This is a genomic window from Kitasatospora sp. CB01950, assembly GCF_001905465.1.
Taxonomy (GTDB): domain Bacteria; phylum Actinomycetota; class Actinomycetes; order Streptomycetales; family Streptomycetaceae; genus Kitasatospora.
Genome location: NZ_LISX01000010.1, coordinates 65,525 through 88,543, shown reverse-complemented (window position 1 = coordinate 88,543; position 23,019 = coordinate 65,525). Strand labels below are relative to the sequence as shown.

21 protein-coding genes and 2 tRNA genes are annotated in these 23,019 nt (G+C 73.6%); 8 read left to right on the top strand and 15 right to left on the bottom strand.

The genetic code is table 11. The features are described from left to right. Positions 1–54: 54 nt before the first annotated feature. The 4 genes from AMK19_RS24300 to AMK19_RS24285 all read right to left on the bottom strand — a co-directional run bounded on the left by AMK19_RS24300 (position 55) and on the right by AMK19_RS24285 (position 3,111). Positions 55–789 carry a choice-of-anchor P family protein gene (locus AMK19_RS24300; RefSeq protein ID WP_073815259.1) on the bottom strand — a complete coding sequence of 245 codons (735 nt, stop codon included), beginning with the start codon at positions 787–789 and terminating at the stop codon, positions 55–57. 144 nt (positions 790–933) lie between these two features. Beyond that, positions 934–2,265, bottom strand: a complete 1,332-nt coding sequence (locus AMK19_RS24295) for a glycosyltransferase (protein WP_073815258.1) — start codon at positions 2,263–2,265, stop codon at positions 934–936. Then, positions 2,262–2,843, bottom strand: a complete 582-nt coding sequence (locus tag AMK19_RS24290) for an archaeosortase/exosortase family protein (protein ID WP_073815256.1) — start codon at positions 2,841–2,843, stop codon at positions 2,262–2,264. Before AMK19_RS24290 ends, AMK19_RS24295 begins: the two co-directional genes overlap by 4 nt. A gap of 67 nt (positions 2,844–2,910) precedes the next feature. After that, entirely contained in the window at positions 2,911–3,111 is a 201-nt protein-coding gene (locus AMK19_RS24285) for a hypothetical protein (protein ID WP_073815255.1), read from the bottom strand. 355 nt (positions 3,112–3,466) lie between these two features. Between AMK19_RS24285 and wecB the strand changes: the two genes are divergently transcribed. After that, on the top strand, positions 3,467–4,711 hold the full coding sequence (gene wecB / locus AMK19_RS24280; protein WP_073815253.1) for a non-hydrolyzing UDP-N-acetylglucosamine 2-epimerase: 1,245 nt from the start codon (positions 3,467–3,469) through the stop codon (positions 4,709–4,711). Here the strand turns inward: wecB and AMK19_RS24275 are convergent. Then, positions 4,627–5,886 (bottom strand): hypothetical protein, encoded by a 1,260-nt coding sequence (locus AMK19_RS24275; RefSeq protein WP_073815251.1) that lies wholly within the window; start codon positions 5,884–5,886, stop codon positions 4,627–4,629. The two genes, wecB and AMK19_RS24275, sit on opposite strands and share 85 nt — an antisense overlap. 246 nt (positions 5,887–6,132) lie before the next feature. After that, positions 6,133–6,750: a DedA family protein gene (locus tag AMK19_RS24270; RefSeq protein ID WP_073815250.1), complete on the bottom strand. Its 618-nt coding sequence runs from the start codon at positions 6,748–6,750 to the stop codon at positions 6,133–6,135. 412 nt (positions 6,751–7,162) lie between these two features. Here AMK19_RS24270 and AMK19_RS24265 point away from each other — a divergent pair, with 412 nt between their 5' ends. Next, on the top strand, positions 7,163–8,242 hold the full coding sequence (locus AMK19_RS24265) for an LLM class flavin-dependent oxidoreductase (RefSeq protein ID WP_073815248.1): 1,080 nt from the start codon (positions 7,163–7,165) through the stop codon (positions 8,240–8,242). 16 nt (positions 8,243–8,258) lie between these two features. On the opposite strand, the gene AMK19_RS24260 is transcribed toward AMK19_RS24265, so the two are convergent. Further along, positions 8,259–10,166, bottom strand: a complete 1,908-nt coding sequence (locus AMK19_RS24260; protein WP_073815247.1) for an EAL domain-containing protein — start codon at positions 10,164–10,166, stop codon at positions 8,259–8,261. 318 nt (positions 10,167–10,484) lie between these two features. Continuing rightward, positions 10,485–10,910 carry an OsmC family protein gene (locus AMK19_RS24255; protein WP_073815245.1) on the bottom strand — a complete coding sequence of 142 codons (426 nt, stop codon included), beginning with the start codon at positions 10,908–10,910 and terminating at the stop codon, positions 10,485–10,487. Between the two features lie 337 nt (positions 10,911–11,247). Between AMK19_RS24255 and AMK19_RS24250 the strand changes: the two genes are divergently transcribed. Further along, positions 11,248–11,589, top strand: coding sequence for a chorismate mutase (locus AMK19_RS24250; protein WP_073815244.1), 342 nt, complete (start codon positions 11,248–11,250; stop codon positions 11,587–11,589). 130 nt (positions 11,590–11,719) lie between these two features. Further along, positions 11,720–12,394 carry a signal peptidase I gene (gene lepB, locus AMK19_RS24245; protein WP_073815242.1) on the top strand — a complete coding sequence of 225 codons (675 nt, stop codon included), beginning with the start codon at positions 11,720–11,722 and terminating at the stop codon, positions 12,392–12,394. 7 nt (positions 12,395–12,401) lie between these two features. Here the strand turns inward: lepB and AMK19_RS24240 are convergent, their stop codons facing one another. Continuing rightward, positions 12,402–13,457: an ABC transporter permease subunit gene (locus AMK19_RS24240; RefSeq protein WP_073815241.1), complete on the bottom strand. Its 1,056-nt coding sequence runs from the start codon at positions 13,455–13,457 to the stop codon at positions 12,402–12,404. Continuing rightward, complete coding sequence (locus AMK19_RS24235; protein ID WP_073815239.1) at positions 13,454–14,149, bottom strand: ABC transporter ATP-binding protein; 696 nt, start codon at positions 14,147–14,149, stop codon at positions 13,454–13,456. The genes AMK19_RS24240 and AMK19_RS24235 overlap by 4 nt, the downstream gene beginning before the upstream one ends. Positions 14,150–14,416: 267 nt before the next feature. Here AMK19_RS24235 and AMK19_RS24230 point away from each other — a divergent pair, with 267 nt between their 5' ends. From AMK19_RS24230 to AMK19_RS24220, 3 genes are read left to right on the top strand one after another with little or no spacing between them, the layout of a single operon-like run. After that, complete coding sequence (locus tag AMK19_RS24230) at positions 14,417–15,655, top strand: sensor histidine kinase (protein WP_073815238.1); 1,239 nt, start codon at positions 14,417–14,419, stop codon at positions 15,653–15,655. Beyond that, positions 15,652–16,332 carry a response regulator gene (locus AMK19_RS24225; RefSeq protein WP_073815236.1) on the top strand — a complete coding sequence of 227 codons (681 nt, stop codon included), beginning with the start codon at positions 15,652–15,654 and terminating at the stop codon, positions 16,330–16,332. Before AMK19_RS24230 ends, AMK19_RS24225 begins: the two co-directional genes overlap by 4 nt. A gap of 4 nt (positions 16,333–16,336) precedes the next feature. Then, positions 16,337–16,636 carry a YciI family protein gene (locus AMK19_RS24220; protein WP_073815234.1) on the top strand — a complete coding sequence of 100 codons (300 nt, stop codon included), beginning with the start codon at positions 16,337–16,339 and terminating at the stop codon, positions 16,634–16,636. Between the two features lie 32 nt (positions 16,637–16,668). Here the strand turns inward: AMK19_RS24220 and AMK19_RS24215 are convergent, their stop codons facing one another. From AMK19_RS24215 to AMK19_RS24195, 5 genes are all read right to left on the bottom strand, one after another. Next, positions 16,669–17,661 carry an EamA family transporter gene (locus tag AMK19_RS24215; protein WP_073815232.1) on the bottom strand — a complete coding sequence of 331 codons (993 nt, stop codon included), beginning with the start codon at positions 17,659–17,661 and terminating at the stop codon, positions 16,669–16,671. 40 nt (positions 17,662–17,701) lie between these two features. Continuing rightward, entirely contained in the window at positions 17,702–19,873 is a 2,172-nt protein-coding gene (locus AMK19_RS24210) for a transglycosylase domain-containing protein (RefSeq protein WP_143200363.1), read from the bottom strand. A 355-nt stretch (positions 19,874–20,228) separates the two neighbouring features. After that, positions 20,229–20,302 (bottom strand) — tRNA-Lys (locus AMK19_RS24205). A 122-nt stretch (positions 20,303–20,424) separates the two neighbouring features. Next, positions 20,425–20,498, bottom strand: a tRNA-Lys gene (locus AMK19_RS24200). A 79-nt stretch (positions 20,499–20,577) separates the two neighbouring features. Beyond that, complete coding sequence (locus tag AMK19_RS24195; RefSeq protein WP_241844554.1) at positions 20,578–21,336, bottom strand: bestrophin-like domain; 759 nt, start codon at positions 21,334–21,336, stop codon at positions 20,578–20,580. 500 nt (positions 21,337–21,836) lie between these two features. Between AMK19_RS24195 and AMK19_RS24190 the strand changes: the two genes are divergently transcribed. Further along, the gene (locus tag AMK19_RS24190; protein ID WP_073815228.1) at positions 21,837–23,012 is read left to right on the top strand and encodes a low temperature requirement protein A; all 1,176 of its coding nucleotides are present in this window, start codon (positions 21,837–21,839) and stop codon (positions 23,010–23,012) included. Positions 23,013–23,019: the final 7 nt, after the last annotated feature.

Genomic DNA, 23,019 nt, shown 5'->3' with positions numbered 1-23,019 from the left:
CTCCCGCCTCCGCATCCGGAGCGGGAGGGCACCCGGCGTTCGGGCCCGGACCGCTCAGGCGCGGCGCCGCAGGTACACGGCGCCGAGGACGACCGCGGCGGCCAGCGAACCGCCGATCACCCCGACCTGCCGGTTGATCATCGGAACGGTCGCGGCCGCCGGGGCGCCGCCGCACTCGACGTGGCCGATGATCACGTTGGCGCCGCCGAGTGTCGGCAGCAGCGTGAAGTGCACGGCGTTGACGGTCAGCACGCCGTTGGCGTCGGTGGACTGCTCGTTCAGCATCAGCTCGCCGAGGCCGGCGATGGTGACGCCGGTGTTCTTCGGGGCGTTGGCCTCCAGCGTGGTCGGGATGCCCAGGATGGTGACGGTGCCGCTGGCGATGATGCCGTTGCCGGTGGCCCCGTCAGGGGTGGCGTTGCAGGTGGATTCGACGCCGGTCAGCGACCCGGTCAGGGTGGGACCGAAGGTGAGGCCCAACCGGTCGACGGTGGCCGAGGCGGAGGAGGTGCCGGCCGCCGGGTCGCCCGCGGTGGTGGCGGTGAGCGTGGCGTCGGTCGCGAACGGTCCGACCGTCAGGCCCACTTCGGTCTGGGTGCCGCCAGGGGGGTAGGTGGACAACGGTTGCGGCGGGACGGCCGCCGCGCCGTTCAGAGCGTCGGCCGAGACCACGTACGCCGTTGCCACGGGCGAGGTCAGCGCGGCGAACGCCGGTGCGGTGGAGCAGAACAGGCCGGCCGCGAGGGCTGCTCCGGCCAGGACGCGGTTGCGGGTGGAGACGGTGGTCACGGAATGGACCGCCTTTCTAGGGGAGGAGGGGGTGCTGCCGGTTCCGATGGCTGTCGATCAATTCCCGTATCAGGCAAGGGATTTATGTGAACAGTCGGAAAATCCGGTCGAATGGAGTAGCCCCGAAAAGGGCATGACGGACCATCAGTGCACGGCTGCCCGAGCGGTCTTGTGCCAGTCCCGCTCCCCGCGCACCAGCCGCCAGAACGCGCGCACCGCGACCAGGTACGTCCCGAACGCGTAGACCGCCAGCGCCAGCCCGTACGCCAGCGCAGAGCCCCGGCCGATGTCCCGCTCGCAGCGGCGCCGGTACAGCGGCCCCCAGACGGCGAACTCGGAGATCCCGATCAACAGGTACAGGCCGATCAGCAGCGCGCCGCCGTGGGCGAGGAAGTCCGCAGTGAACTCCGGGTACGCCCAGGCGTGGTAGCCGAAGACCCCGATCGGCACCAGGTAGGCGAACATGCCGACCACCTGCAGCCAGGGCTGCGCCATGAAATAGCCCACCTCCAGGAAGCCGAGCGCGCTGAACTCCCGGGAGCCCCAGATCCGCGGCAGGTACCGGGCGCACTGCATCGAGCCCTGTGCCCAGCGCACCCGCTGGGTGAGCAGCTGCCGGACGCTCCACAGCGCCTCCTGCTCGACCCAGGCGGTGGTGGTGTAGCCGTTGCGGCGGCCGGCCAGCATCATTCGCAGGCCCAGCTCGAAGTCCTCCAGCAGGGCCCGCCCCCACGGGCTGCCGGTCTCGGCGGCGACCGCGCGCAGCGCGCTGAGCCGGTTGGCCTGCCCGTTGCCGCCGACGTTGACGGTGCCGGTGCGGCGCCGGGTGATCTGCATGGCCGAGATCGGCCCGCGGAACTCCAGGTCCTGCAGCCGGGCCAGCAGCCGGGCCCGGGCGTTGGCGATCCGGCCGCGGCCGGGCAGCGGCGCGGCCACCGCCCGGTTGGACATCCGGACCTCCACCTGGACGGCGCCGATCGCCGGGTCGCCGAACGAGGCCGGTCCGGCCAGTACGTGCAACAGGTTGGGCGAGGGGCGGCCGTCCGCGTCCACCACGGTGAGCACCACCCGGTCCGGGTCGGCGCCGGCGGGCAGCCACTCCTCCAGCGCGTGGTACGCGGCGTTCAGCGCGTCGCCCTTGCCGGTGCGGGCGTCCGGCAGCCGGCGCCGCACCAGGTGGACGGGCAGCCCGGCGACGGCGAGGGCGAGGACCACCTCCGCGGTGCGGTCCGTCGAGTGGTCGTCCACCACCCACAGATGGGCGGTGGGGAAGCGCCGGTGCAGGTGGTCGAGGGTGAGGCCGATCACCGTCTCCTCGTCGCGGCACGGGACGGCGAAGTGCCACTGGTAGCCGGACGGGTCGCCGGGGGCGTCCGGCCGGGCGCGCAGGAAGCCCGTCACGATCACCCCGACGTAGCCGAGGAAGCCGACGCCGAGGACGAAGGACAGGCAGACGGAGAGGTCGAGCAGGCTCACGGGGCGACGTCCTCGGCGGGGGCGGAGCCGCGGGCGACCACGGCCAGACAGAGCAGCAGCGCCGCCAGGGCGGCGACCATCATCAGCAGCGAGCCGAACAGCACGTGCGTCCACTCGAACCCGGAGCTGCCGTAGCGGTGCTGCATGGCGACGATCAGGGTGAGCCGGCCCAGGTTGGTGCCGGCGATCATCGCGACGGCCAGCGCCAGGGCCAGCAGCAGCCGGCCCGGGCGGCGGTGGCCGAACACCAGCAGCAGGCCCAGGACCAGCGCGAACGGCGCGATCAGCAGGGCGCTGCTGCACCCGGTGGTGAGCGCGATGCCGCGCTCGAAGTGATCCGGTCCGCCCGCGTACAGCACCGGTGCGCCCGGGCTCGGCAGCAGCAGGGTGCGCAGCCCCAGCAGGTGGGTCGTGATCTGGGCGACGGCGGTCAACTCCAGGTTGCGGTACATGCGTTCGCCGCCGACCAGCAGGCCCGCCAGGGCGAGGGCGAGCGGGCCGCACACCGAGCCGAGCAGGCCGGGGCGGGAACGGACGGCCGACCGGACCGGCGGCCCGGAGAGTGCGGTGGCAGGCATGGGCGGCTCCACGCGAAGGGGCGGACGGCCGGACCCGGCGGACGGGGCCGCCCGGGTCCGGGGACGGTCAGGGGCGGCGGTCCGGGCCCGGGCGGTCGGACCGGGGTCCGGAGGCGGCCAGCCGGCCGCGCCGCACCAGCAGCACGCCGACCAGCAGCAGACCGGCGGCCGCGGCGGCGGCCAGGCCGAGCCCGGGCGACCCGGTGGAGGCCAGCACTCCGCCGCCGGCCGCGACCGGCGGGATTCCCCCGGTGATGGGTCCGTACACGGTTGTCTCCTCTCGTCCCGGCCCGGTGGCTTCCAGGCCTCGCCAAAGGTGACTTCCGGGCCGATCATCAGACCGCACCGACGCGCGGGGCGGGCGGAAGAGCACTCGGACGCCGGACGCGGCGATCGGCCGTCAACTCCAACGGCCGCGCGGGGGCGTCAACTCGAACGGCGGCGGCGCTCGCGGGCGTCCGGCCGTTGCGCCGGGCGGGTGGTCCTGCGGGTGCGGTCGGTCGGCGCGGGCGCGGCGCACGGTGATCCCTGACGTGGCGTCACAACCATGTGATCGCCATTCGAAAATCTTGTCCGCTCATCTCGCCGCTCGGTCCGTCATCCCGTCCCACCCACGGAGCACCATGACCTCCCGCGACCTCGCCCTGGTCCTCGGAACCCGACCGGAAATCGTCAAACTCGCCGCAGTCACACGGCTGTTGGGCCCGCGCGCCCGGGTGGTGTGGACCGGGCAGCACTGGGACCCGGCCCTCACCACCGCGTTCTTCACCGGCTACGGCCTGCCCGCCCCGCACCACCGGCTGGACGGCATCGGCGGCGAACCGCGCGGCCGGCAGATCGGCCGGATGGTCGGCGAACTCAGCCACCACTTCACCGAACACCCGCCCGCCGCCGCCATCGTCCAGGGCGACACCAACACCGCCGCCGCCGGGGCGCTCGCCGCGCACTGCGCGGGCATCCCCGTCGTCCACGTCGAGGCGGGCCTGCGGTCCTTCGACCGCGACATGCCCGAGGAGGCCAACCGGCGCGTCATCGCACCCCTCGCCGACCTGCACTGCGCGCCCACCCGGACCGCCGCCGCCCACCTGCTGCGCGAAGGCATCGACCCCGGGCAGATCCTGGTCACCGGCAACACCGTGGTCGAGGCCACCCTCGCCACCCTGCCCGGGGAGAGCGCCGCCCGCGCCGTGCTGGACCGGTACGGCGTCACGCCCGAGAACTACCTGCTGGCCACCGTCCACCGGCCCGAGAACACCGACGACCCCGCCCGGCTCGCCCGGCTGCTCGGCCAGCTCGGCGGCCTCGACCTGCCGGTGCTGCTGCCGCTGCACCCCCGCACCCGGGCGGCGGCCGCCGCGGCCGGGCTGCTCGGCGGCGGCGGGCGGCTGCGCCCGATCGAGCCGCTCGACCATGCGGCGTTCCTCGCGCTGGCCCGGCACTGCCGGCTGCTGGTCTCCGACTCCGGCGGCGTCCAGGAGGAGTGCACGGTGCTCAAGCGCCCCCTGGTGGTGGTCCGCAACTCCACCGAACGCCCGGAGGCGGTCCGCGCCGGGTTCGCCCGACTCGCCCGCCCCGGGGCCGAACTCGACGCCGCCCTGAGGGAGTTGCTCGCCGACCGGGGCGTCGCGGCGCGGCTCGCCGAGGTGCCCTCCCCGTACGGCGACGGGCGGGCCTCCCGGACGATCGCCGCCGCCGTGCAGGACCGCTACCCGCGGCGCGCGCCCCGGCCGCGCAGTGCGGCGGCCGGGGCGGTGGAGCCGGTGGACCGTCAGGCGGCGGACCGTCAGGCGGTGCCGAGGAAGGTCTGCCAGCCGCCCGCCGGGGACTGGCCGACGTTCAGGGTGCGCAGCTTGCGCAGCGTGGACTGATCCTGCGCCTCCAGCCACTCGACCAGCTGCTTGAAGGACACCAGCCGGACGTCCGGCTTGCCGGCGATCTCCTTGAGGGTCTGCTCGACGGCGTCCATGTAGATGCCGCCGTTCCACTGCTCGAAGTGGTTGCCGACGAAGAACGGCGCCCGGTTGGTGGTGTAGGCGCGGTTGAAGCCCGCCAGGTACGCGTCCCGGGCCTGGTCGCGCCACTGGCCGTACTTGCCCGGGTCGCCCTTGGTGGAGCCGGCGGACTGGTTGGCCAGGATGTTGTAGTCCATCGACAGCACCTGGAAGCCGTGCCCGGGGAACGGGATGCCCTGCAGCGGGAAGTCCCAGATCTTGCCGTCCTGCACCTTCTGCGGCCAGATCTGCTGCCCGCCCGGCGAGGAGGCGTCGTACTTCCAGCCGAGCTTGGCGGCGGTCGGCAGCAGCGCCTTCTGGCCCTCCAGGCAGGGGGTGCGGCCGCCGATCAGCTCCTTCTTGTAGTCGAAGGGCAGCGGGTCGACGTCGGTGATCCCGGTGTTGGTCCGCCACTGCGTGACGAAGCCGACCGCCTGCTCGATCTCGCTCTCCCAGTCCTCCGGCGTCCACTTGTTGACGCCGTTGCCGTCGGAGCGGGTCGAACAGAAGTGGCCGTTGAAGTGGGTGCCGATCTCGTGGCCGGCCAGCCACGCCTGGCTGACCAGCTTCAGCGTGTTGCGGACGGCGCCCTCGGAGAGGAACGGGATGTCGGAGGCGCCCTGCGAGTGCTTCGGCGGGTGGTACAGCGAGGACTTCTCCTTCGGCAGCGTGTAGATGCCGGAGAGGAAGAACGTCATGGCGGCCTTGTGTTCCTCGGCGAGCTTGAGGAACCGGGCGAACTGGCCGTCGTCGGTGGCGCCCGCGCCGTCCCAGGAGAGCACCACGAACTGCGGCGGGGTCTCGCCCGGCTTCAGCTTCTCCGGCTTCGGCTGGTTCGGCTGCGGGCCGGTGTCGGCGTTCGAGCCGTCGCCGATCGGGGTGCCTTTGGCGTCGGACTGGCCCGGTGCGGGCTTGGCGCCGCCGCTGCCGGTGCCCGCGTCGGAACCCGGTCGGCCGGCCGCACCACCCCCGCTCGAACAGGCGGCGACGGCCCCCAGGGCCGCGGTGGCCGCCGTCGCGGACAGCACTGTCCTGCGCGAGATGGTGCTCATGGTCTCCCCTGCCGCAGTGGGCCCGACCAGAAGAAGATCCGGACGCCGGCCCGCGGCTCCGGATGGTCAACTTCTGGCAAACTCGGACAATTTGACGGTTTCGCCACCCAAGGATGGCATGCCCGGGACGGACGGTCCAACGCCGCCCACCCTCAACCAGTCACCACGCGGACCGAGTTCCGACGGCTCCCGCCGATGGCGTCCTGTTGCCGTTCTGGGACAGAAAAGCCCAGCTGGGCCGCATGCCTAGGCGGGTTCGCCCTCGACCAGCACGGCCAGCCGGCGGCGTCGGCGCACCAGTTGGACCACCAGGCTGCTGATCACCGTCGCCGCGGCCGAGGAGATCACCAGGCTCAGCCACTCGGTGTCGAACCAGTGCAGGTTCAGCCAGCCCAGGCTGACGATGTACGCCGCCCACACCACCGCCGCCACCGCGGACCAGCGCAGGAACGTCCACGGCCGGTTCGGGGAGTGGCCGACCGCCAGGTCCAGCACCGTCCGCCCGGCCGGGACGAAGCGGGCCACGATCACGATCGTCGCCGCCGTCCGGCTGGTGGTGCGGCCGGTCAGCGCCCGCTGCACCCGGGCCACGCTGGCCGCCAGCTGCGGCCGGCGCTCCAGGCGGCGGTTCACTGCGGGCGCGCCGCGCCGGGCCAGGTTGAGCAGCAGCAGGTCGCCGAGGAAGGATGCCACCGCCACGCCCGCCGCCAGCGGCAGCGGCGAGCCGCCCATCTGGCCGGTCTTCAGCACGGCCAGGATCACCAGCGTCCCGCTGGGCAGGAACGGCAGGAAGGCGTCACCCAGCACCGCGACCAGCGCCAGCGCGCAGTACCACGCCGGTGTGATCACCGTGTTGGCGTCCATGGTTCTCTCCCTCCAGACCGCCCGGGGGAGAGGCAGCTGCAACAGGGGTCAACGCTAGCGCGAACACCTTTCATCACCTGAAGCACCCCCGTGTGGGATGTCGCACACGGGCCCGGGCACGCTGAGAGCCCCCGGCGGGGTGCCGCTGCGGGGGCTCGGGGAGAACCGGGCGGTGCTGGTCGAGCCCGCCGGTCCGTGCGGTGCGCGAGGCCGGTGGGGCCACCGCGACGACCACCAGCCTGCCGCATCCCCGGGCCCCGCTCGACCACATCGGCTGGCGAGTTCGCGCCAGCGCGGGAAGTCGCCAGCCGAAGGGAACCGCCCGGCGGGCGGGAACAGTGCGCCCGGTGCGCGGGTTGTGCACCGACGAACGCCCGGGCACCCGGCCGGGGCCACAGGAGGACGGGACCGCATGAGCACCGCACCGAGCGAACGGCAGCCCGACGACGACGGCCGGATCCGCGGCCGGGCGGCCGGCGCCGCCCCCGCCCCGCTCTCCATCCTGGACCTCGCCACCGTCGGCACCGGCCATACCGCCGCCGAGGCCCTCGCCGCCACCACCGAACTCGCCCGCAACGCCGAGCGCTGGGGCTACCACCGGTTCTGGGTCGCCGAACACCACGGCATGCCCGGCGTCGCCTCCTCGGTGCCCGCCGTGCTGCTCGCCCACCTCGGCGCGCACACCAGCACCCTGCGACTCGGCTCCGGCGGCGTGATGCTCCCCAACCACGCCCCGCTCTCCATCGCCGAACAGTTCGGCCTGCTGGAGGCCCTGCACCCCGGCCGGATCGACCTCGGCCTCGGCCGCGCCCCCGGCACCGACCAGGCCACCGCCCGCGCCCTGCGCCGCGGCCTGGCCGACGGCGCCGAGGACTTCCCCCGCCAACTCGCCGAACTCACCCACTTCCTGGACGGCGACTTCCCCGACGGCCACCCCTACGCCCGGCTCGAAGCGGTGCCGCGCTCGGCCGCCCGTCCGCCGATCTGGCTGCTCGGCTCCTCCGGCTTCTCCGCGCAGCTCTCCGCCCGGCTCGGCCTGCCGTTCGCCTTCGCGCACCACTTCAGCGCCGCCAACACGGTGCCCGCGCTCGACCTGTACCGGGACACCTTCCGCCCGTCCGAGGTGCTCGCCGAGCCGTACGCACTGATCGGCGTCAGCGCCGTCGCCGCCGAGACCACCGAGCAGGCGCGGTGGCTGGCCCGCTCGGCCGGCCTCGGCATGCTCCGGCTGCGCCAGGGCCGCCCCGGGCCGATCCCCACCCCCGAGGAGGCCGCCGCGCACCCCTACACCCTCGCCGAGGAGGACTTCATGGACTCCTGGCTGGCCAACGTGGTGCTCGGCACCCCCGCCGAGGTCGCCGAGGGCCTGGAGGCGCTGCGCCGTCGCACCGGCGCGGACGAGCTGATGGTCACCTCGCACATCCACGGGCACCGGAACCGCCTCACCTCCTACGGCCTGATCGCCGAGGCGTACGGGCTCACGAAGAGCTAGCGCACGGAGAGCTAGCTCACGGAGAGCCGGGGGAGCGCTCCCGCAGTATCTCGGCGATCCGGTCGGCGGCGCCCGGGCGGGCGAAGTACCAGCCCTGGGCGGTGTCGCAGCCGGTCTGGCGCAGGCGCTCGGCCTGGGCGGCGTTCTCGATGCCCTCGGCGGTGACGGTCAGTCCGAGGGCGTGCGCCAACTGCACGACCGCGCCGACGATCTGCTCGTCGGCGGCGCGCCGCCGCCCGCCGTCGCCGGGGGAGCTCTCCCGGAACGCCTCGATGAACGTGCCGTCCAGCTTCAGCGCGTGCACCGGCAGCCGGGACAGGTACGCGAGGTTCGAGTAGCCGGTGCCGAAGTCGTCGATGGCGATCCGCACGCCCATGTCGGCGAGCGCCTGCAACGCCTGCAGCGGGCGTCCGCTCGGGCCGAGGATCGCGCTCTCGGTGATCTCCAACTGCAGCAGCCGGGCCGGCAGCCCGGTGCGCTCCAGCACCTCGGCGACGTCCGCGACCACGTCGGAGTCCCAGATCTGACGGGCGGCCAGGTTGACCGAGACGAAGGTCTCCGCGTCCGGGAACTCCGCGAGCCAGCGCCGGGCCTGGCGGCAGGACTCCTCCAGCACCCACTTGCCGAGCGGGACGATCGCCCCGGACTCCTCGGCGAGCGGGATGAAACGGTCAGGCGACAGCAGGCCGTAGCGGGGGTGGAGCCAGCGCACCAGCGACTCCGCGCCGTGCACCGCGCCGTCCGCCAGACCCACCAGCGGCTGGTACTCGACGACGAACTCGCCGCGCTCCACGGCCGGGCGCAGCGCCGTCGCCAGCAGGTGGCGGGTCAGCTGGTCGGCGCCGCGGTCGCGGTCGTACAGCGTCCAGCGGGCGCGGCCGTCGGCCTTCGACCAGTACAGGGTGGAGTCGGCGTCGCGGAGCAGGTCGGTGGGGGTGGAGCCGCGCACCGGGCGTTCCACCACGCCGATCGAGGCGGTCACCGTCAGCCGGTGCCCGGCCACCTCGAAGGGCCGCTCCAGGGCGTCCATCAGCCCGGTCGCGAGGTGGGTGAGCTGCTGGTGGCCGGAGCTGTCGGCGACCAGCACGGCGAACTCGTCGCCGCCCAGGCGGGCCACCAACTGGCCCTCGCCGCTGCCGAATCCGTGCTCCAGCCGGGCGGCGACGGCGACCAGCAGCTGGTCGCCGATGTGGTGGCCGAGCGTCTCGTTGATGGCCGCGAAGCCGTCCAGGTCGACGTAGCACAGCCCGATCCGGGGCTCGCCCTCCGGCTCCTTCGACCCGGCCTGCCCGGCGGGCTTGAACGCCGCCTCCAGCCGTTCGAAGAACAGCGTCCGGTTCGGCAGCCTGGTCAGTGGGTCGTGCAGGGCCTGGTAGGCGAGGCGGTCGCCGAGCTGCCGCTGCTCGGTGATGTCCTCGACCATCACCAGCGTGTAGTACGGGTGGCCCGCGCCGTCCCGGATCAGCGAGACGGTGACCCGGCCCCAGACCTCGCGCCCGCCGGGGTGCTTGAGCCGCTTCTCGGTGCGCATCCGGTCGCGCTCGCCGCGCACCAGCTCGCGGTAGCGGCGCCGGGACGGGTCCTCCGGGTCGATGATCTGATGGATGTGCATGCCGGGCAGTTCGCGGGTCTCCCGGCCGAGCATCGCCGCGAACGCCGGATTGCCCTCGATCACGAAGTCGTCGGTGTCGATCAGCGCCATGCCGATGCCGGCGTCCGAGAACGCGGCCCGGAAACGCGACTCGCTGGCCCGCAGCGCGTCCGCCAGGTGCACCGCGTCGGCGCTCAGCGAACTGCCGCAGGCGGCGCAGGTCTGGGGCGCACTGGCGGCTGTCCCGGGCGGCGGCGCACCCTCCTGCGGGCGCGGCGTTTCGGGCCGCCCACCCCGATGGTGTGCGTCGGCCCCGACGTTCCGGCCCGGCACGGCACGCTCCCGTCCGCTGCTGCCACTGATCACGGCCGACACCCACGTGGGCGGAGACCGGTCCGCGGCCCCGTTCCGCCCGGCCCCGGCCGATGACCGGGGAGCTGTCGGCGGCCTCGGGCCACGTCCGCCGATCATAGGCCGCCGGTGTAACTGTGCGCGACCGCCGCCGGGGTGATTCGGGCGGATTGTCCGCAGATGTCTTCCGGCGTGACGCACGAAACCCCCGGCGCGCACCGGATTTGGTGCACGCCGAGGGCGTACGCCCTTGCTCACACGCCGTAGCGGGCGGGTCGCTCCGGGCCGGGTCGCGGCAGGTCAGGCCAGGGAAGCGGAGAGGGTGATGGTGGTGCCGGTCAGCGCCTGGCTCACCGGGCAGTTCGCCTTCGCGTCCTCGGCGGCCTTCACGAAGCCCGCCTCGTCCAGGCCCGGTACGGTGCCGACCACGGTCAGGTGGATGCCGGTGATGCCGGTGCCCGGCTGGAACGTCACGTCCGCCTTGGTCTCCAGCTTGGCGGGCGGGGTGCCCGCGCCGGTCAGGCCGTGCGACAGCGCCATCGAGAAGCACGCCGAGTGCGCGCCCGCGATCAGCTCCTCCGGGCTGGTCTTCCCGTTCGCGGCCTCGGCCCGGGACGGCCAGGACACCGGGAACTCGCCGATGCCGGAGGAGTCGAAGGTCACCAGGCCCTTGCCGTCGAGCAGGTTGCCCTCCCACTCGGTGTGCGCGGTGCGGGTCGTTGCCACGATCAGGTACCTCCTGTAGGGGGAACTGCCGGTCGAACTGCTCCACCCGCGACCGCACTTGCGGCCGCGGCCCGCCCAGCCTAGGGCCTGACCGCCCGCCCGGCAGGGGAACGCCGCGCCGCCGCGCCAGGCCGTCGTCCGGTGGTCGCCGGGTGGTCGTCCGGCCGTCGTCCGGTGGTCGTCCAGCGGCCGTCCCACATCCCGGAACGTGTCGGCAAACGGGGCGAGAAGGGTGTGTTTGCCCTGTTAGATTGGCCGTTCGCCCGCGCCCGGGGCGGCCGGTCCGCCGTGCCCCGCCGCGCCCGGAGCCCACCGAACCCGCATCGGAGCCACCCCCATGACGGACCAGCCCACCCCCGTCCCGACGGAGATCGACCCTGCCGTGCGGGCCGAGCTGACCCGCCTGCGCGAGTCGATCGACAACATCGACGCCGCCGTCGTCCACATGCTCGCCGAGCGCTTCAAGGCCACCCAGCAGGTCGGCCGGCTCAAGGCCGAGCACCGGCTGCCGCCCGCCGACCAGGAGCGCGAGCGCCGGCAGATCGCCCGACTGCGCGAACTGGCCGTCAGCGCCCACCTGGACCCGGTGTTCGCGGAGAAGTTCCTGAACTTCATCATCGCCGAGGTGATCCGGCATCACGAGGCGATCGCCGAGGACAGCAGCCGCGCCGGGAGCTGACCGGCGCCCGGGCCGGCCCGGCCTCGGCCCGGCCCGGGTGTCCGGTCCGCGTAAGGAGCGGATTTCGCGCCGTCCGGTGGGCGGGTTAGCGTGCTGTCCGTCGGAGGAGGCGGTTTCGGTGTCGGTAGCGGTGACCGAGAGGACCACGCAGGAGCAGGGCTGGCGCAAGCGCCGGCCCTGGTACGTCGAACTGCCCGTGATGATCGCCGTCGGCCTGGCGGTCGCGGTCGTGATCAAGTCCTGCCTGTTCCAGATGTTCTCCATCCCGTCCGGCTCGATGGAGAACACCCTCCAGGTCGGCGACCGGGTCGCCGTCAACAAGCTTGCCCCGCTGACCGGTTGGAAGCCCCAGTCGGGCGAGCCGGTGGTGTTCAAGGACCCGGGCGGCTGGCTGCCGCCCACCCCGAAGGACAGCAACGCCTTCACCGGCGCCCTGCACTCCGGCCTCAGCGCGATCGGTCTGCTGCCGCCCGGCGACGACTACCTGGTCAAGCGGGTCATCGCCACCGGCGGCCAGACCGTCGCCTGCCGCGGCACCACCCTCACCGTCGACGGCCAGCCCGTCAGCGAGCCCTACCTGCACCCCGGCGACGACTCCTGCTCCGGGCTGGACTTCGGCCCCGTCACCGTCCCCGCCGACCACGTCTGGGTGGAGGGCGACCACCGCAGCGACTCCGCCGACTCCCGCTACCACCGCGACCAGCCCGGCGGCGGCGCCGTCCCTGTCGCCGACCTGGTCGGGCCGACCACCGCCGTGGTCTGGCCGCTCAACCACTTCACCTGGTTCGGCTGGACCGGCCGCTGAGCCCGCGTCAGGCCGGCACGCCACGCCGCAGGCGGACGGTGCAGGCCGCGGCGACGGCCGCCGAGAGCAGGGCCAGCGCGGCGGTCTCCGCCCACTGGAACGGCCAGTAGCGGTCGGCGGGCTGGTACTCGGCGCGCTGCGTCAGGTGCAGCGCGTCGATCGCCTCCCGGCACTGCGCGAGCGAACCGACGTCCGGCCGGCACACGTCCGGGGCGGGCCCGGTGAACGGCCGGCCGTCGGCGGTCAGCGTCCGGACCGACACCACCCAGGCACCCGGCGCCGACACCGGCACCGAGACGTACAGCCGTCGGCCCTCGATCCGGATCACCCCCGGCCGGTCCGGGGCCAGTGCCACCGCGCGGTCCGCCCGTACCGGCGCCGCGACGTGGGCGCGCACCAGCAGCGGGACCGCGATCTGCACGGCCGCCAGGACCGCCAGGACGACCGCCATCGCCGCGACCTGACGGCGCAGCAGCAGGCCCGCCGCCACGCCCACCGCGAGACCGAACAGCGCCCAGCCGACCGGCGCGAGGCCGTGCGCGGCGAACACCGGCGGACCGAAGCGACCCGGCAGGGCCGACTCGCCGTCCCCGCCGGGCAGGGCGGCCGCCCGGTCCAGCGGAGCCGCCCACCGGGTCACCAGGAGGGAGAGCAGGCCGGACAGCAGAAGGGTCGAAGCGCCGACGAGGGCGAGGCGGACGGTCAGCCAGCGGGTGCGGGTGACGCCCTGGGTCCACGTCAGGCGGAACGAGCCCGACTCCAACTCCCGTGCCACCAACGGCACACCCGCGAACATGCCGAGCAGTGCGGGCAGGATCAGCAGCAGCGCCGTGCCGAGGTGGAACAGGGCGGTGACGGTGCTGTCGGCGCGCAGCGAAGCGGCGAAGGCGGCCTGGGCCTGCGCACAGCCGGTCGCGGTGTCGGCGCAGGCCGGGAGGCCGGCGGCGGCATAGAGGTCCGCCGGCCGGTGGCCGGACGGGAGGTAGACGGCGCAGGCGGCGGCCAGCGCGGCGAGCGCCGTCCAGGCCTGTGCGCGGTACTGACGCCACGTCAACCAGATCATCGGGCCTCCTCCAACTGCTCCAGCACGTACGCCTCCAGGTCGCGGCCACCGGCCAGCAGATCGGTCAGGGGGCCGGCGGCCCGGACCCGGCCGCGGCCGAGCACGATCAGGTGGTCGCAGTCCCGGGCGAGGTCGGAGACCAGATGGGAGGACATCAGGACGGTCGCCCCGCTGTCGGCGCGGGCCTGCGCCAGGGAGTCCAGGAACTCCCGCCGGGCCAGCGGGTCCAGCGCCGCCACCGGCTCGTCCAGCACCAGCAGGTCCGGGCGCTTGGCCAGGGCCAGGGTCAGGGCGAGCTGGGCCCGTTGGCCGCCGGAGAGCCGGGCCGCGCGACGATGCGGGTCGAGGCCCAGCTCGTCGATCCGGCGCCGGGCCCAGGCGCGGTCCCAGGTCCGGTTCAGCCGGGAGCCGAGCCTCAGGTGCTCGGCGACCGTCAACGAGCGGTGGACGGGGGCGTCCTGGCCGACGAAGCCGATCCGCGCCAGGCGCGGTCCGGCCGGTGGGCCGCCCAGCACGCGCAACTCGCCCTCGGTCGGCCGCAGCAGACCCACCGTCAACTGCAGCAGGGTGCTCTTGCCCGCGCCGTTCGGCCCGACCAGGCCGGCCATCCGCCCGGCCGGCACCTCCCACGTGCAGCCCCGCAGCGCCCAACCGCCGCGATAGCGCCGACCTACGTCCCGTGCCTCGATCACAAGCCCTCCTCCGGTTTCGGACCCGGCACACCCTCCCGGTCGGCGGGGGCGCGCCGCGTCGTGCTCCGGACCGGACCTGCGACCGGTACCGGGGGACGACCGGCGCGGTCGAAGAACGGGGCCCGACGCGGGCGGGCCTGCTCGCGCCCCGCCGTTCCGCAGGCGCCCCGACGGGCCCCGGCCGGGTGCGTCGGCCCCGGGGACGACGACGCCTGTCGTCCTCCGGTCCGATCCGCCCCGGCGGCGGGCACCGCTACCGTGGCGCGCATGGATCTGCACCGACCGCTCGGCGTCCGGGCACGGGCCGTGGTGGACGGCGTGGTGGCGGCCGTGCTGGCCGGGCTGGCGGCGTCGGCGGCGTGGGACGCGACCTCGTCCGGCCCGCACCAGGTGGACGTCACGCTCGCCTCGCCGGTGGGGCTCGGGCCGCGACCGGCGGACTGGGCGATGGTCGCGGTGGCCGCGCTCGCGGTGCCGTTCGCCCGACGCCGCCCTGCCGTCGTCGTGCCGGCCGTGCTCGTGCTCGCGGCCCTGAGCGCCGGGACGGCGGCGTCGCCCGCACCCTGGGTGGCCGTGGCCGCGGTGCTGTACCCCGCGCCGCGCGCGCTGCCCGCCCGGACGGCCGGCGGACTGCTGGCGGCCGCGCTCGCGGTGGCCGCGCTGTGCCGGACGGGCGTGCTGCACTGGCCCTGGGCGCGCCCCGAACTCGGCGGCCCCGGTGCGTCGTTGACGGTCGTGCTGATCCTGGTGACCGGCTGGACGGCCGGGTATGCGACGGACCAGCGCCGCCGTCGCCGGGCCGAGGACGAACGCTCCCGGCTGCGCGAGGAACGCGTGCTGATCGCCCGCGAACTGCACGACGTGGTGGCGCACAGCCTCGGAGTGATCGCGGTACAGGCCGGGGTCGCCAACCACATCGCGGCCCAGCAGCCCGAACAGGCGCGGCTCGCGCTGGCCTCGATCGAGGAGACCAGCCGCACCGCGCTGGACGAGATGCGGGCCCTGCTGGGCGTGCTGCGCACCGGCGAGGACGGCGAACGGCTGCCCGCGCCGCGACTGTCCGAACTGGACGAGGTGGTCCGCCGGGCGGCGGCCGCGGGCGTCCGGGTCGAGCTCGAACTGCTCGGTGAGCGAAGGGAGTTGCCACCGGGGCTGGAACTGGCCGGCTACCGGGTGGTGCAGGAGGCGGTGACCAACGTGGTCCGGCACGCGGGCACCGACCGCTGCCGGGTGCGGGTCGAGTACCGGGCGGACGCGCTGGCGCTGAGCGTCGTCGACGAGGGGCGGGGCGGCTCCCCCGGGAGTGCCGGCGTTCCCGGGCGTGGTGGCGTTCCCGGGCGTGGTGGCGGGCACGGGAGCGGCGGCGTCCTCGGGAGTGGTGGCGGGCACGGGCTGGCCGGGATGCGGGAACGGGTCGCGGTGCACGGCGGCGAGTTCCGGGCCGGCCGGCGCGAGGGCCGCGGCTTCGAGGTCGCGGCGCTCTTCCCGCTGGCGGTGGCCCGGTGATCCGGGTCCTGGTCGCCGACGACCAGGCGCTGGTGCGCGGCAGCTTCCGGCTGCTGGTCGACTCCGCGCCCGACCTGACGGCGGTCGGCGAGGCCGCGGACGGCATCGAGGCGCTCGAACTCGCCCGCCGGGAACGGCCCGACGTGGTCCTGATGGACATCCGGATGCCCCGGCTGGACGGCATCGAAGCCACCCGTGAACTCGCCGCCGACCCCGCGCTGGCCGACGTCCGGGTGCTGGTGCTGACCACCTTCGACCTGGACGACTACGCGTTCGCGGCGCTGCGCGCGGGCGCGGCCGGGTTCCTGCTCAAGGACACCCGACCCGCCGAACTCCTGGAGGCGGTACGGGTGGTGGCCGCCGGGCAGGCGCTGCTGGCACCCCGGGTGACGCGCCGGCTGATCGAGGAGTACACCCGTCGGCCCGAGCCCGCGGGCCTGCCCGTGTCCGCCTCGCTCGCCGGGACCACCGAACGCGAGCGGGAGGTGCTGTCACTGGTCGGGCTCGGCCTGTCCAACGAGGAGATCGCTGCGCACCTGCACGTCAGCCTGTCCACGGCGAAGACGCACATCGGTCGGCTGCTGCAGAAGCTGGCCGCGCGGGACCGGGCCCAACTGGTCATCGCCGCCTACGAGTCGGGGCTGATCCGGGCGGGCGGGAGCCGGGTCGTACGATGATCACGTGTTCATTCTTGAGCTGACCTACACCGCCCCGCTGGAGCGCATCGACGCGCTGCTGCCCGCCCACGTCGCCTGGCTGGAACAGCACTACGCGAACGGCACCTTCCTCGCCTCCGGCCGCAAGGTACCGCGCGACGGCGGCGTCATCATCGCCGTCGCGGAGAACCGGGACGCCATCGAGGCCCTCGCCGCCACCGACCCCTTCGCCCAGGCCGGCGCGACCGCCTGCCGCATCACCGAGTTCGTCCCCACCACCACCGGCCCGGAACTGTCCCCGTACTGCGAGAGCCTGCCGGCCTGAGGTCGGTTGGCACGCCCCTGGCCCGGGTGGGGTCAGTGTTTGGCGGTGGAGGCCGTCTGGGCGGCGAATGCGCCGGCGAGGACGAGGGTGCCGCCGATGAGTTGGGGGGTGCCGAGGTGTTCGCCGAGGAGGATCCAGGCGAGGACGGTGGCGACGACGGCTTCGAGGTTGGCGACCACGCCGGCGACGGGCGGGGAGAGGTACTGGACCGAGGCGACGCCGGTGAGGTAGGCGAGGACGGTGGCGACCAGGATCATCCAGAGGGCGGGGACCAGGGCGGGCAGCTGGTGGCCGTTCATGGTGACGGAACGGGTCAGGAGTGACCAGTCGGCGTCCCAGGGGCGGGTGAAGGCGGTGAGCAGGATCGCGCCGATCAGCAGCCCGTACGCGGAGACCGCCAGCGGGTCGACGGGGCGGTCGCCCTCGCGGCCGGCGTCGGCGAGGACGAAGTAGCCGACCTGGCAGCAGGCCGCGCCGAGGGCGAACAGGACGCCGAGCGCGTCGAAGGACAGGCCGTGCCAGACCTCGACGACGCAGGCCAGGCCCGCCACCGCGACGCCCGCGCCGGCCGCCGCGCGGCGGGAGACGGGGCGGCGCTGCACGAGCCGGACGTAGCCGAGCAGCAGCGGCGGGCCCAGGTACTCGATCAGCAGGGCGACGCCGACCGGGATGCGGGAGATCGCCGCGAAGTAGCAGGCCTGCACGCCGGCGACGGCGAGCAGGCCGAAGCCGAGCAGCAGTCCGGGGCGGCGGCGTACGGCGTCGCGGTGCTTCCAGGCGACCGGCAGCAGGACCAGTGCCGCGCCGGCCACCCGCAGCCACACCGTGTGGGTGGGGGAGAGCCCGGTCTCGATCAGCGGCTTGGCGGCGGTGCCGGATCCGCCGAAGGCGACCGCGGAGACCAGTGCCAGCACCAGGCCGAGCTTGGCGGCGCGGTGGGCGGGAGAGGGTTCGGAGGGGCGGTCCGCCGGGGGTGCCTGCCGGGGGTCGAGCGACATGGCGGAGGGGTCCGAGCTGCTGTGCATCGCCGCATTGTGCCAGCTCGGCCCCCTCCGTCGTAAGGCGCTATCCCGCAGGTTGGTCCTGTGTGCCGAGCAGCCCGCCGGCACCGCCGTTTCCGGCCGGGGTGCTCGGATCCGGCGAGGTGGCGCCCCCGCTGGGCTTGGCCGACGGGCTGCGGCTGGGCCGCGGCAGGGTGCCGTCGCCGCCGTTCCCGGTGCCGCCGGTGGGCCGCGAGCTCGGGCTGCCGGTGCCGTCGGAGGCGGACGGGGACGGCGTGGCGGAGGCCTCGTCCGACGCGGACGGGCTCTGGCTCGGCGAGGGGGAGTCCGACGGCACGGACGGGACGGTGGTGGCCGGCGTCCGGCTCGCGCCGGGGAAGGAGCTGACCGGCTGACCGGCCAGTGCGGACTTCATGTAGGCCGTCCAGATCTGCGCCGGGAACTTGCCGCCCGCCGCGCTGCCCGCGCCGCCGACGCCGTCCAGGCTGACCTGCTTGCCGGTGGCCGGGTCCTGACCGAACAGGCCGACCACGGTGACCAGTTCGGGCGTGTAGCCGGCGAACCAGACCGACTTGGAGTCGTCGGTGGTGCCGGTCTTGCCGGCCGTCGGGCGGTTCAGCGAGGAGGCCCGGTAGCCGGTGCCGCCCTGGTCCTCGACGACGCCGCGGAGGATCGCGGTGGTGCTGCGGGCGGCGTCCTTGGAGATCGCCTGGGTGGCCTTGTGCTCGGGCAGCGAGACCTGCTCGCCGCCGGACTCCAGCGACTTCACCAGCCACGGCGTGATCTGCTGGCCGTCGTTGTCCAGCGTGGCGTACACGCCGGCCAGTTCCAGCGCGCTCGGGCTGGAGGTGCCCAGCGAGATCGACGGGATGGCCTTCAGCTGCGGGGTGTCGGCGGGCAGGCCGAGCGCCACCGCGGTGGAGCGGACCTTCTCCAGGCCGGTGTCCTGGGCGAGCTGCGCGAAGACCGAGTTCACGGACCAGTCGGTGGCCTGCTGGAGGCTTATCTGACCGTACGAGCGCTCACCCTCGTTCGGCGGCGCGTAGGGCACGCCCTTGGCACCGCGCACCGGCCGCCGGTTGGTGCCGTCGTAGACGGTGTCGGCGCTGATCCGGTCGCCGTACTGGGTGTGCGCCCCGGAGTCCAGGGCGGCGGCCAGCGCGATCGCCTTGAAGGTGGAACCGGCCTGGTAGTCGGTGCGGGTGGCGTTGTCGATCCAGTGCTTGGTGGCGTCGGCGCCGCCGTACAGCGCCAGCACCTGTCCGGTCTTCGGGTCGACCGACACCGCGCCGGCCTGCGCGGCCGCGTCGACCTTGCGGGAGTCCGGCTTCAGGTTGTCGGTCAGCTGGGCCTGCACCGCGTCCTGCAGCTGCTGCTGCTTCTTGGAGTCGACGGTCAGCGTGATGGTGTTGCCGCCCTGCGCGAGCTGCGCGTCGCTGAGGATGTTGTGCTCGGTCAGGTACGAGGTGGCGGCCGCCACCAGGTAGCCGGCCTGGCCCGACAGGCCCGGCGCGGACTTCGGCGCCTGCACCTCCGGGAAGGTCGTCTGCTGCCGCTCCTCGGCACTCAGCCACTTCTTCGCGACCATGCCGTCGAGCACGTAGTTCCAGCGCGCCGTCGCCTTCTGCTTGCCGTTCTCGGTCGCCGAGGACACGTCGTACGCGCTGGGCGCGTTCAGCAGCGTCGCCAGGTATGCGCCCTGGGCGGCGTTCAGCTGGCTGGCGTCCACCCCGAAGTAGGCCTGCGCGGCGGCCTGGATGCCGTACGCGCCGCGCCCGTAGTACGAGGTGTTCAGGTAGGAGGAGAGGATCTCGTCCTTGCTCTGGGTGGCGTCGACCTTGAACGCGATGAAGACTTCCTTCACCTTGCGGCTGACGGTCTGCTTCTGGTTCAGGTACGCGTTCTTCACGTACTGCTGGGTGATCGTCGAGCCGCCCTGGGTGGCGCCCCCGGAAGCGGTGTTGAAGGCGGCGCGGGCCATGCCCTTGAAGTTGACCGCGCCCTCCGAGTAGAAGTTGCGGTCCTCGGCGGCCAGCGCGGCGTGCTGCGCCTCCTTGGAGACCTTGTCCAGCGGGACGTTCTGCCGGTTGGTCTGCCCGGTGCGGGCCAGCAGGGTGCCGTCCGAGTACAGCCAGGTGTTGGACTGCGCGGTGGCCGCGGCGTGCGCGTCCGGCACCTTGACCAGGGCGACCCCCAGCGCGAACAGGCCGACGCCCAGCAGCACCGAGGCCGCCATGCCGATCAGCGCCGTCCGCCAGGTGGGTATCAGCCTGCGCCACCCGGTCCGTTTCGTACGTTCACGAGGCTTTCGAGGCAACGGAGACCTTCCCGCAGGCCCCGGACGGGCTGCTCGCTCGGGCGAGGGTACGAGCCTCGCCGGCTTGATCGATAGACTTGTCAGATGTTAGGGGCCTATGTCCCATTTCTCCTAAGGCGATCTTTAAATACCTCTTAGCGGGGTGTCGCCCGCTTCCTCAACGAGCGGACCCCGCAAGGGGACATGGGCCTCCCGATCACGCGATCGAGGCGTACGTCACAGACGCGAAAACGCCGAAGGCCCCTCGCTCTCGCGAGGGGCCTTCGGTTGTCTGTGCGCCGCCAGGGACTCGAACCCCGGACCCGCTGATTAAGAGTCAGCTGCTCTAACCAACTGAGCTAGCGGCGCTTGCTGACGGAGGGAACATTACACGGTTCCCGACCTGCGGTGAAACCGGCCCGCCCGGGGTCGGTCGGCATCCCGGGAACGCCGAAGGCCCCCCGCTTTCGCGAGGGGCCTTCGGTTGTCTGTGCGCCGCCAGGGACTCGAACCCCGGACCCGCTGATTAAGAGTCAGCTGCTCTAACCAACTGAGCTAGCGGCGCCTGCCGACCTGGAGAACACTACACGTCCGGCACCGTTCCGCCGAATTGTGACAGGCCCGCCACGCAGCGTGCCCGCCGCTCAGCGCGGGGGCGGGAGTCTGGCCAGGAACACCTCGAAGGCGGTCGACTTCACCTTGTTCGGCCCGACGAACGGGTAGTTCATCTCCTTGATCGCGATCAACGACAGTCCGATCAGCCCGGCCAGCGACACCACCATCAGCAGGTGCACCCAGGTGTTGGAGAGGCCGAACAGGAAGGTGAACGCGATGGTGACCGCCGCGCCCGCGATCAGCGACGCCCACAGCAGCGGCGGCACGCAGTCCGCGATCAGGTTCAGCCGGGCGCGGCGCTTGCTGGCCAGGCCGTCCACGTGCTGCACCAGGTTCTGGTAGATCGTCGAGTCCTGGTTGGTGCTGGGCTGGAAGGCCAGCGCGGAGTCGCGGATCTGGTACATCAGCGCCGTCGCCCCCGGGTCGCTCTGGTGCCCGGCCATCTCCTGCCACTCGGTGTTCACCACCGCGTGCGCGTAGCCGAGCGTCAGCCCCTCCAGCTCGGCGCCCTCCGGCAGCGGCATCTGCCGGGACATCCAGTAGACCCCGGCGAGCTCGTCCGCCTCCTCGAAGGTGGTCGCCCGCGCGGTCGAGGTGTTCTCCCAGACCACGATCACCACGAAGGCCACCAGCACCGCGTAGAACGCGCCCACCGCGGCGAAGATGAACCCCGCCACGTCGTTGCAGTTCTCCCGGGCGGGGACGGAGGCGTACCGCTGCACCAGGAACATGCAGGCTGCGGTGGCCACCAGCATGCCGACCAGGATGGCTCCATCGACCCAGTTCACGACGACCCCCACTGACCTCGGTGGACACCTGTACGCATACCGTCATCGGGCCACGCGGGCGCGCGGGCGGCGAACGGGGATGGGCCGACCGGCCGTCAGGCGCCGCCGGACAGCGCGGTGATCGCGAGGCGGCCGGCGGGGACGGACACGGAGGTGCAGCGACAAGGTCCGCCCCCAGTGTCCCCGCCGTCCTCCTTGACCTTCCGCGTTGCCCGTGAAGCGCCCGTCCGTCCATCCATCCGCCGAGGAATCTATCGGGCCAAACCGGGCGGACGGGACAAGCTGCCCGCCACACGCCCCGGACGGCCCCCGCTGTCACCCGGATCGCGCACTGCGGCGTCAACTCAGCCTGACGACCGGCCACATCGGCGGGAACCGGGCCAATCGGCAGGCCGGACGCGGTGCGTGCGCCGCCGCGGACCGGATGTCAGGATCGCCGGAGTCCAACTCTTCGGCCGCGCGTGCCTCCTGCCGTGCGGCCATTCCGTGAAAGCAGGCCGATGACCGCCGCCCCCGACCGCTACCGCGCGGTCCGCCGAATGCTGGCCCGCGACCGGGGCGAGTCCCACCGGGTCTCCACCCCGCTGGAGCTGTTCTTCGACCTGTGCTTCGTGGTGGCCATCGCCCAGGCAGGGCGCGAACTCGCCCACGCGCTCGCCGAGGGCGACCTCTCGCTCGCCCTGCCCGGATACCTGATGACCTTCTTCGCCATCTGGTGGGCGTGGATGAACTTCACCTGGTTCGCCTCCGCGTACGACGTGGACGACGTCCCCTACCGGCTCACCACGCTGGTCCAGATCACCGGCGTGCTGGTGCTCGCCGCCGGTGTGCCGCGCCTCTTCGAGGACCAGAACCTCGACCTCGGCGTGACCGGCTACCTGCTGATGCGCCTCGCCATGGTCACCCAGTGGCTGCGCGCCGCCCGCGGCGAGACCGGGCCCGCCCGCACCGCCGCGCTGCGGTACGCCGTCGGCATCACGCTCGTCCAGGCGTTCTGGGTGGTGCTGGTGTTCGTCCCGCACGAGGCCCGGGCCCCGCTGTTCGCGGTCGGCGTGGTCGCCGAACTCGCCGTCCCCGTCTGGGCGGAACTGCACAACCGGACCCCGTGGCACCGGCACCACATCGCCGAACGGTACGGCCTGTTCACCATCATCGTGCTCGGCGAGACCGTCGCCGCCGCCACCGTCGCCATCCAGACCGCGCTGGACGAGCACAAGGCCGTCGCCGAACTGCTGCCGATCGCCGGCGGCGGGCTGCTGATCTGCTTCGGCGCCTGGTGGATCTACTTCGCCGACGACGCCCACCCCTACCTGGACTCCGTCCGGCGCGCGCTGCCCTGGGGCTACGGCCACTTCCTGATCTTCGCCTCGGCCGCCGCCGTCGGCGCGGGCCTGGAGGTCGCCGTCCAGCACGCCGTCGGCGCCACCCACCTCTCCGACCGCGCCGCGGCCGCCGCCGTCACCGTCCCCACCGCGCTCTTCCTGTTCACCGTCTGGGCCCTGCACTCGCGCCACCACAAGCGCGGCGCCGCCCAGCCGGTCCTGCCGGTCACCGCACTGTCGGTGCTGGCTGCCACGCTGGCCGGGGACGCCGGCGTGCTGATCGCCGGCCTCCTGGTGGCGCTCGCCGTCACCATCGGCATCGCCATGACCGCACAGACCGCGAAACGGAGCTGACGACCCC

Coding starts and splice junctions, on each gene's coding strand:
- AMK19_RS24270 (WP_073815250.1), bottom strand. CDS start 6,750: ATGGACGCCAACACGGTGATCACACCGGCGTGGTACTGCGCGCTGGCG.
- AMK19_RS24230 (WP_073815238.1), top strand. CDS start 14,417: ATGGATCTGCACCGACCGCTCGGCGTCCGGGCACGGGCCGTGGTGGAC.
- AMK19_RS24290 (WP_073815256.1), bottom strand. CDS start 2,843: ATGCCTGCCACCGCACTCTCCGGGCCGCCGGTCCGGTCGGCCGTCCGT.
- AMK19_RS24210 (WP_143200363.1), bottom strand. CDS start 19,873: ATGGCGGCCTCGGTGCTGCTGGGCGTCGGCCTGTTCGCGCTGGGGGTC.
- AMK19_RS24215 (WP_073815232.1), bottom strand. CDS start 17,661: ATGCACAGCAGCTCGGACCCCTCCGCCATGTCGCTCGACCCCCGGCAG.
- AMK19_RS24275 (WP_073815251.1), bottom strand. CDS start 5,886: ATGAGCACCATCTCGCGCAGGACAGTGCTGTCCGCGACGGCGGCCACC.
- AMK19_RS24240 (WP_073815241.1), bottom strand. CDS start 13,457: ATGATCTGGTTGACGTGGCGTCAGTACCGCGCACAGGCCTGGACGGCG.
- wecB (WP_073815253.1), top strand. CDS start 3,467: ATGACCTCCCGCGACCTCGCCCTGGTCCTCGGAACCCGACCGGAAATC.
- AMK19_RS24250 (WP_073815244.1), top strand. CDS start 11,248: ATGACGGACCAGCCCACCCCCGTCCCGACGGAGATCGACCCTGCCGTG.
- AMK19_RS24190 (WP_073815228.1), top strand. CDS start 21,837: ATGACCGCCGCCCCCGACCGCTACCGCGCGGTCCGCCGAATGCTGGCC.
- AMK19_RS24265 (WP_073815248.1), top strand. CDS start 7,163: ATGAGCACCGCACCGAGCGAACGGCAGCCCGACGACGACGGCCGGATC.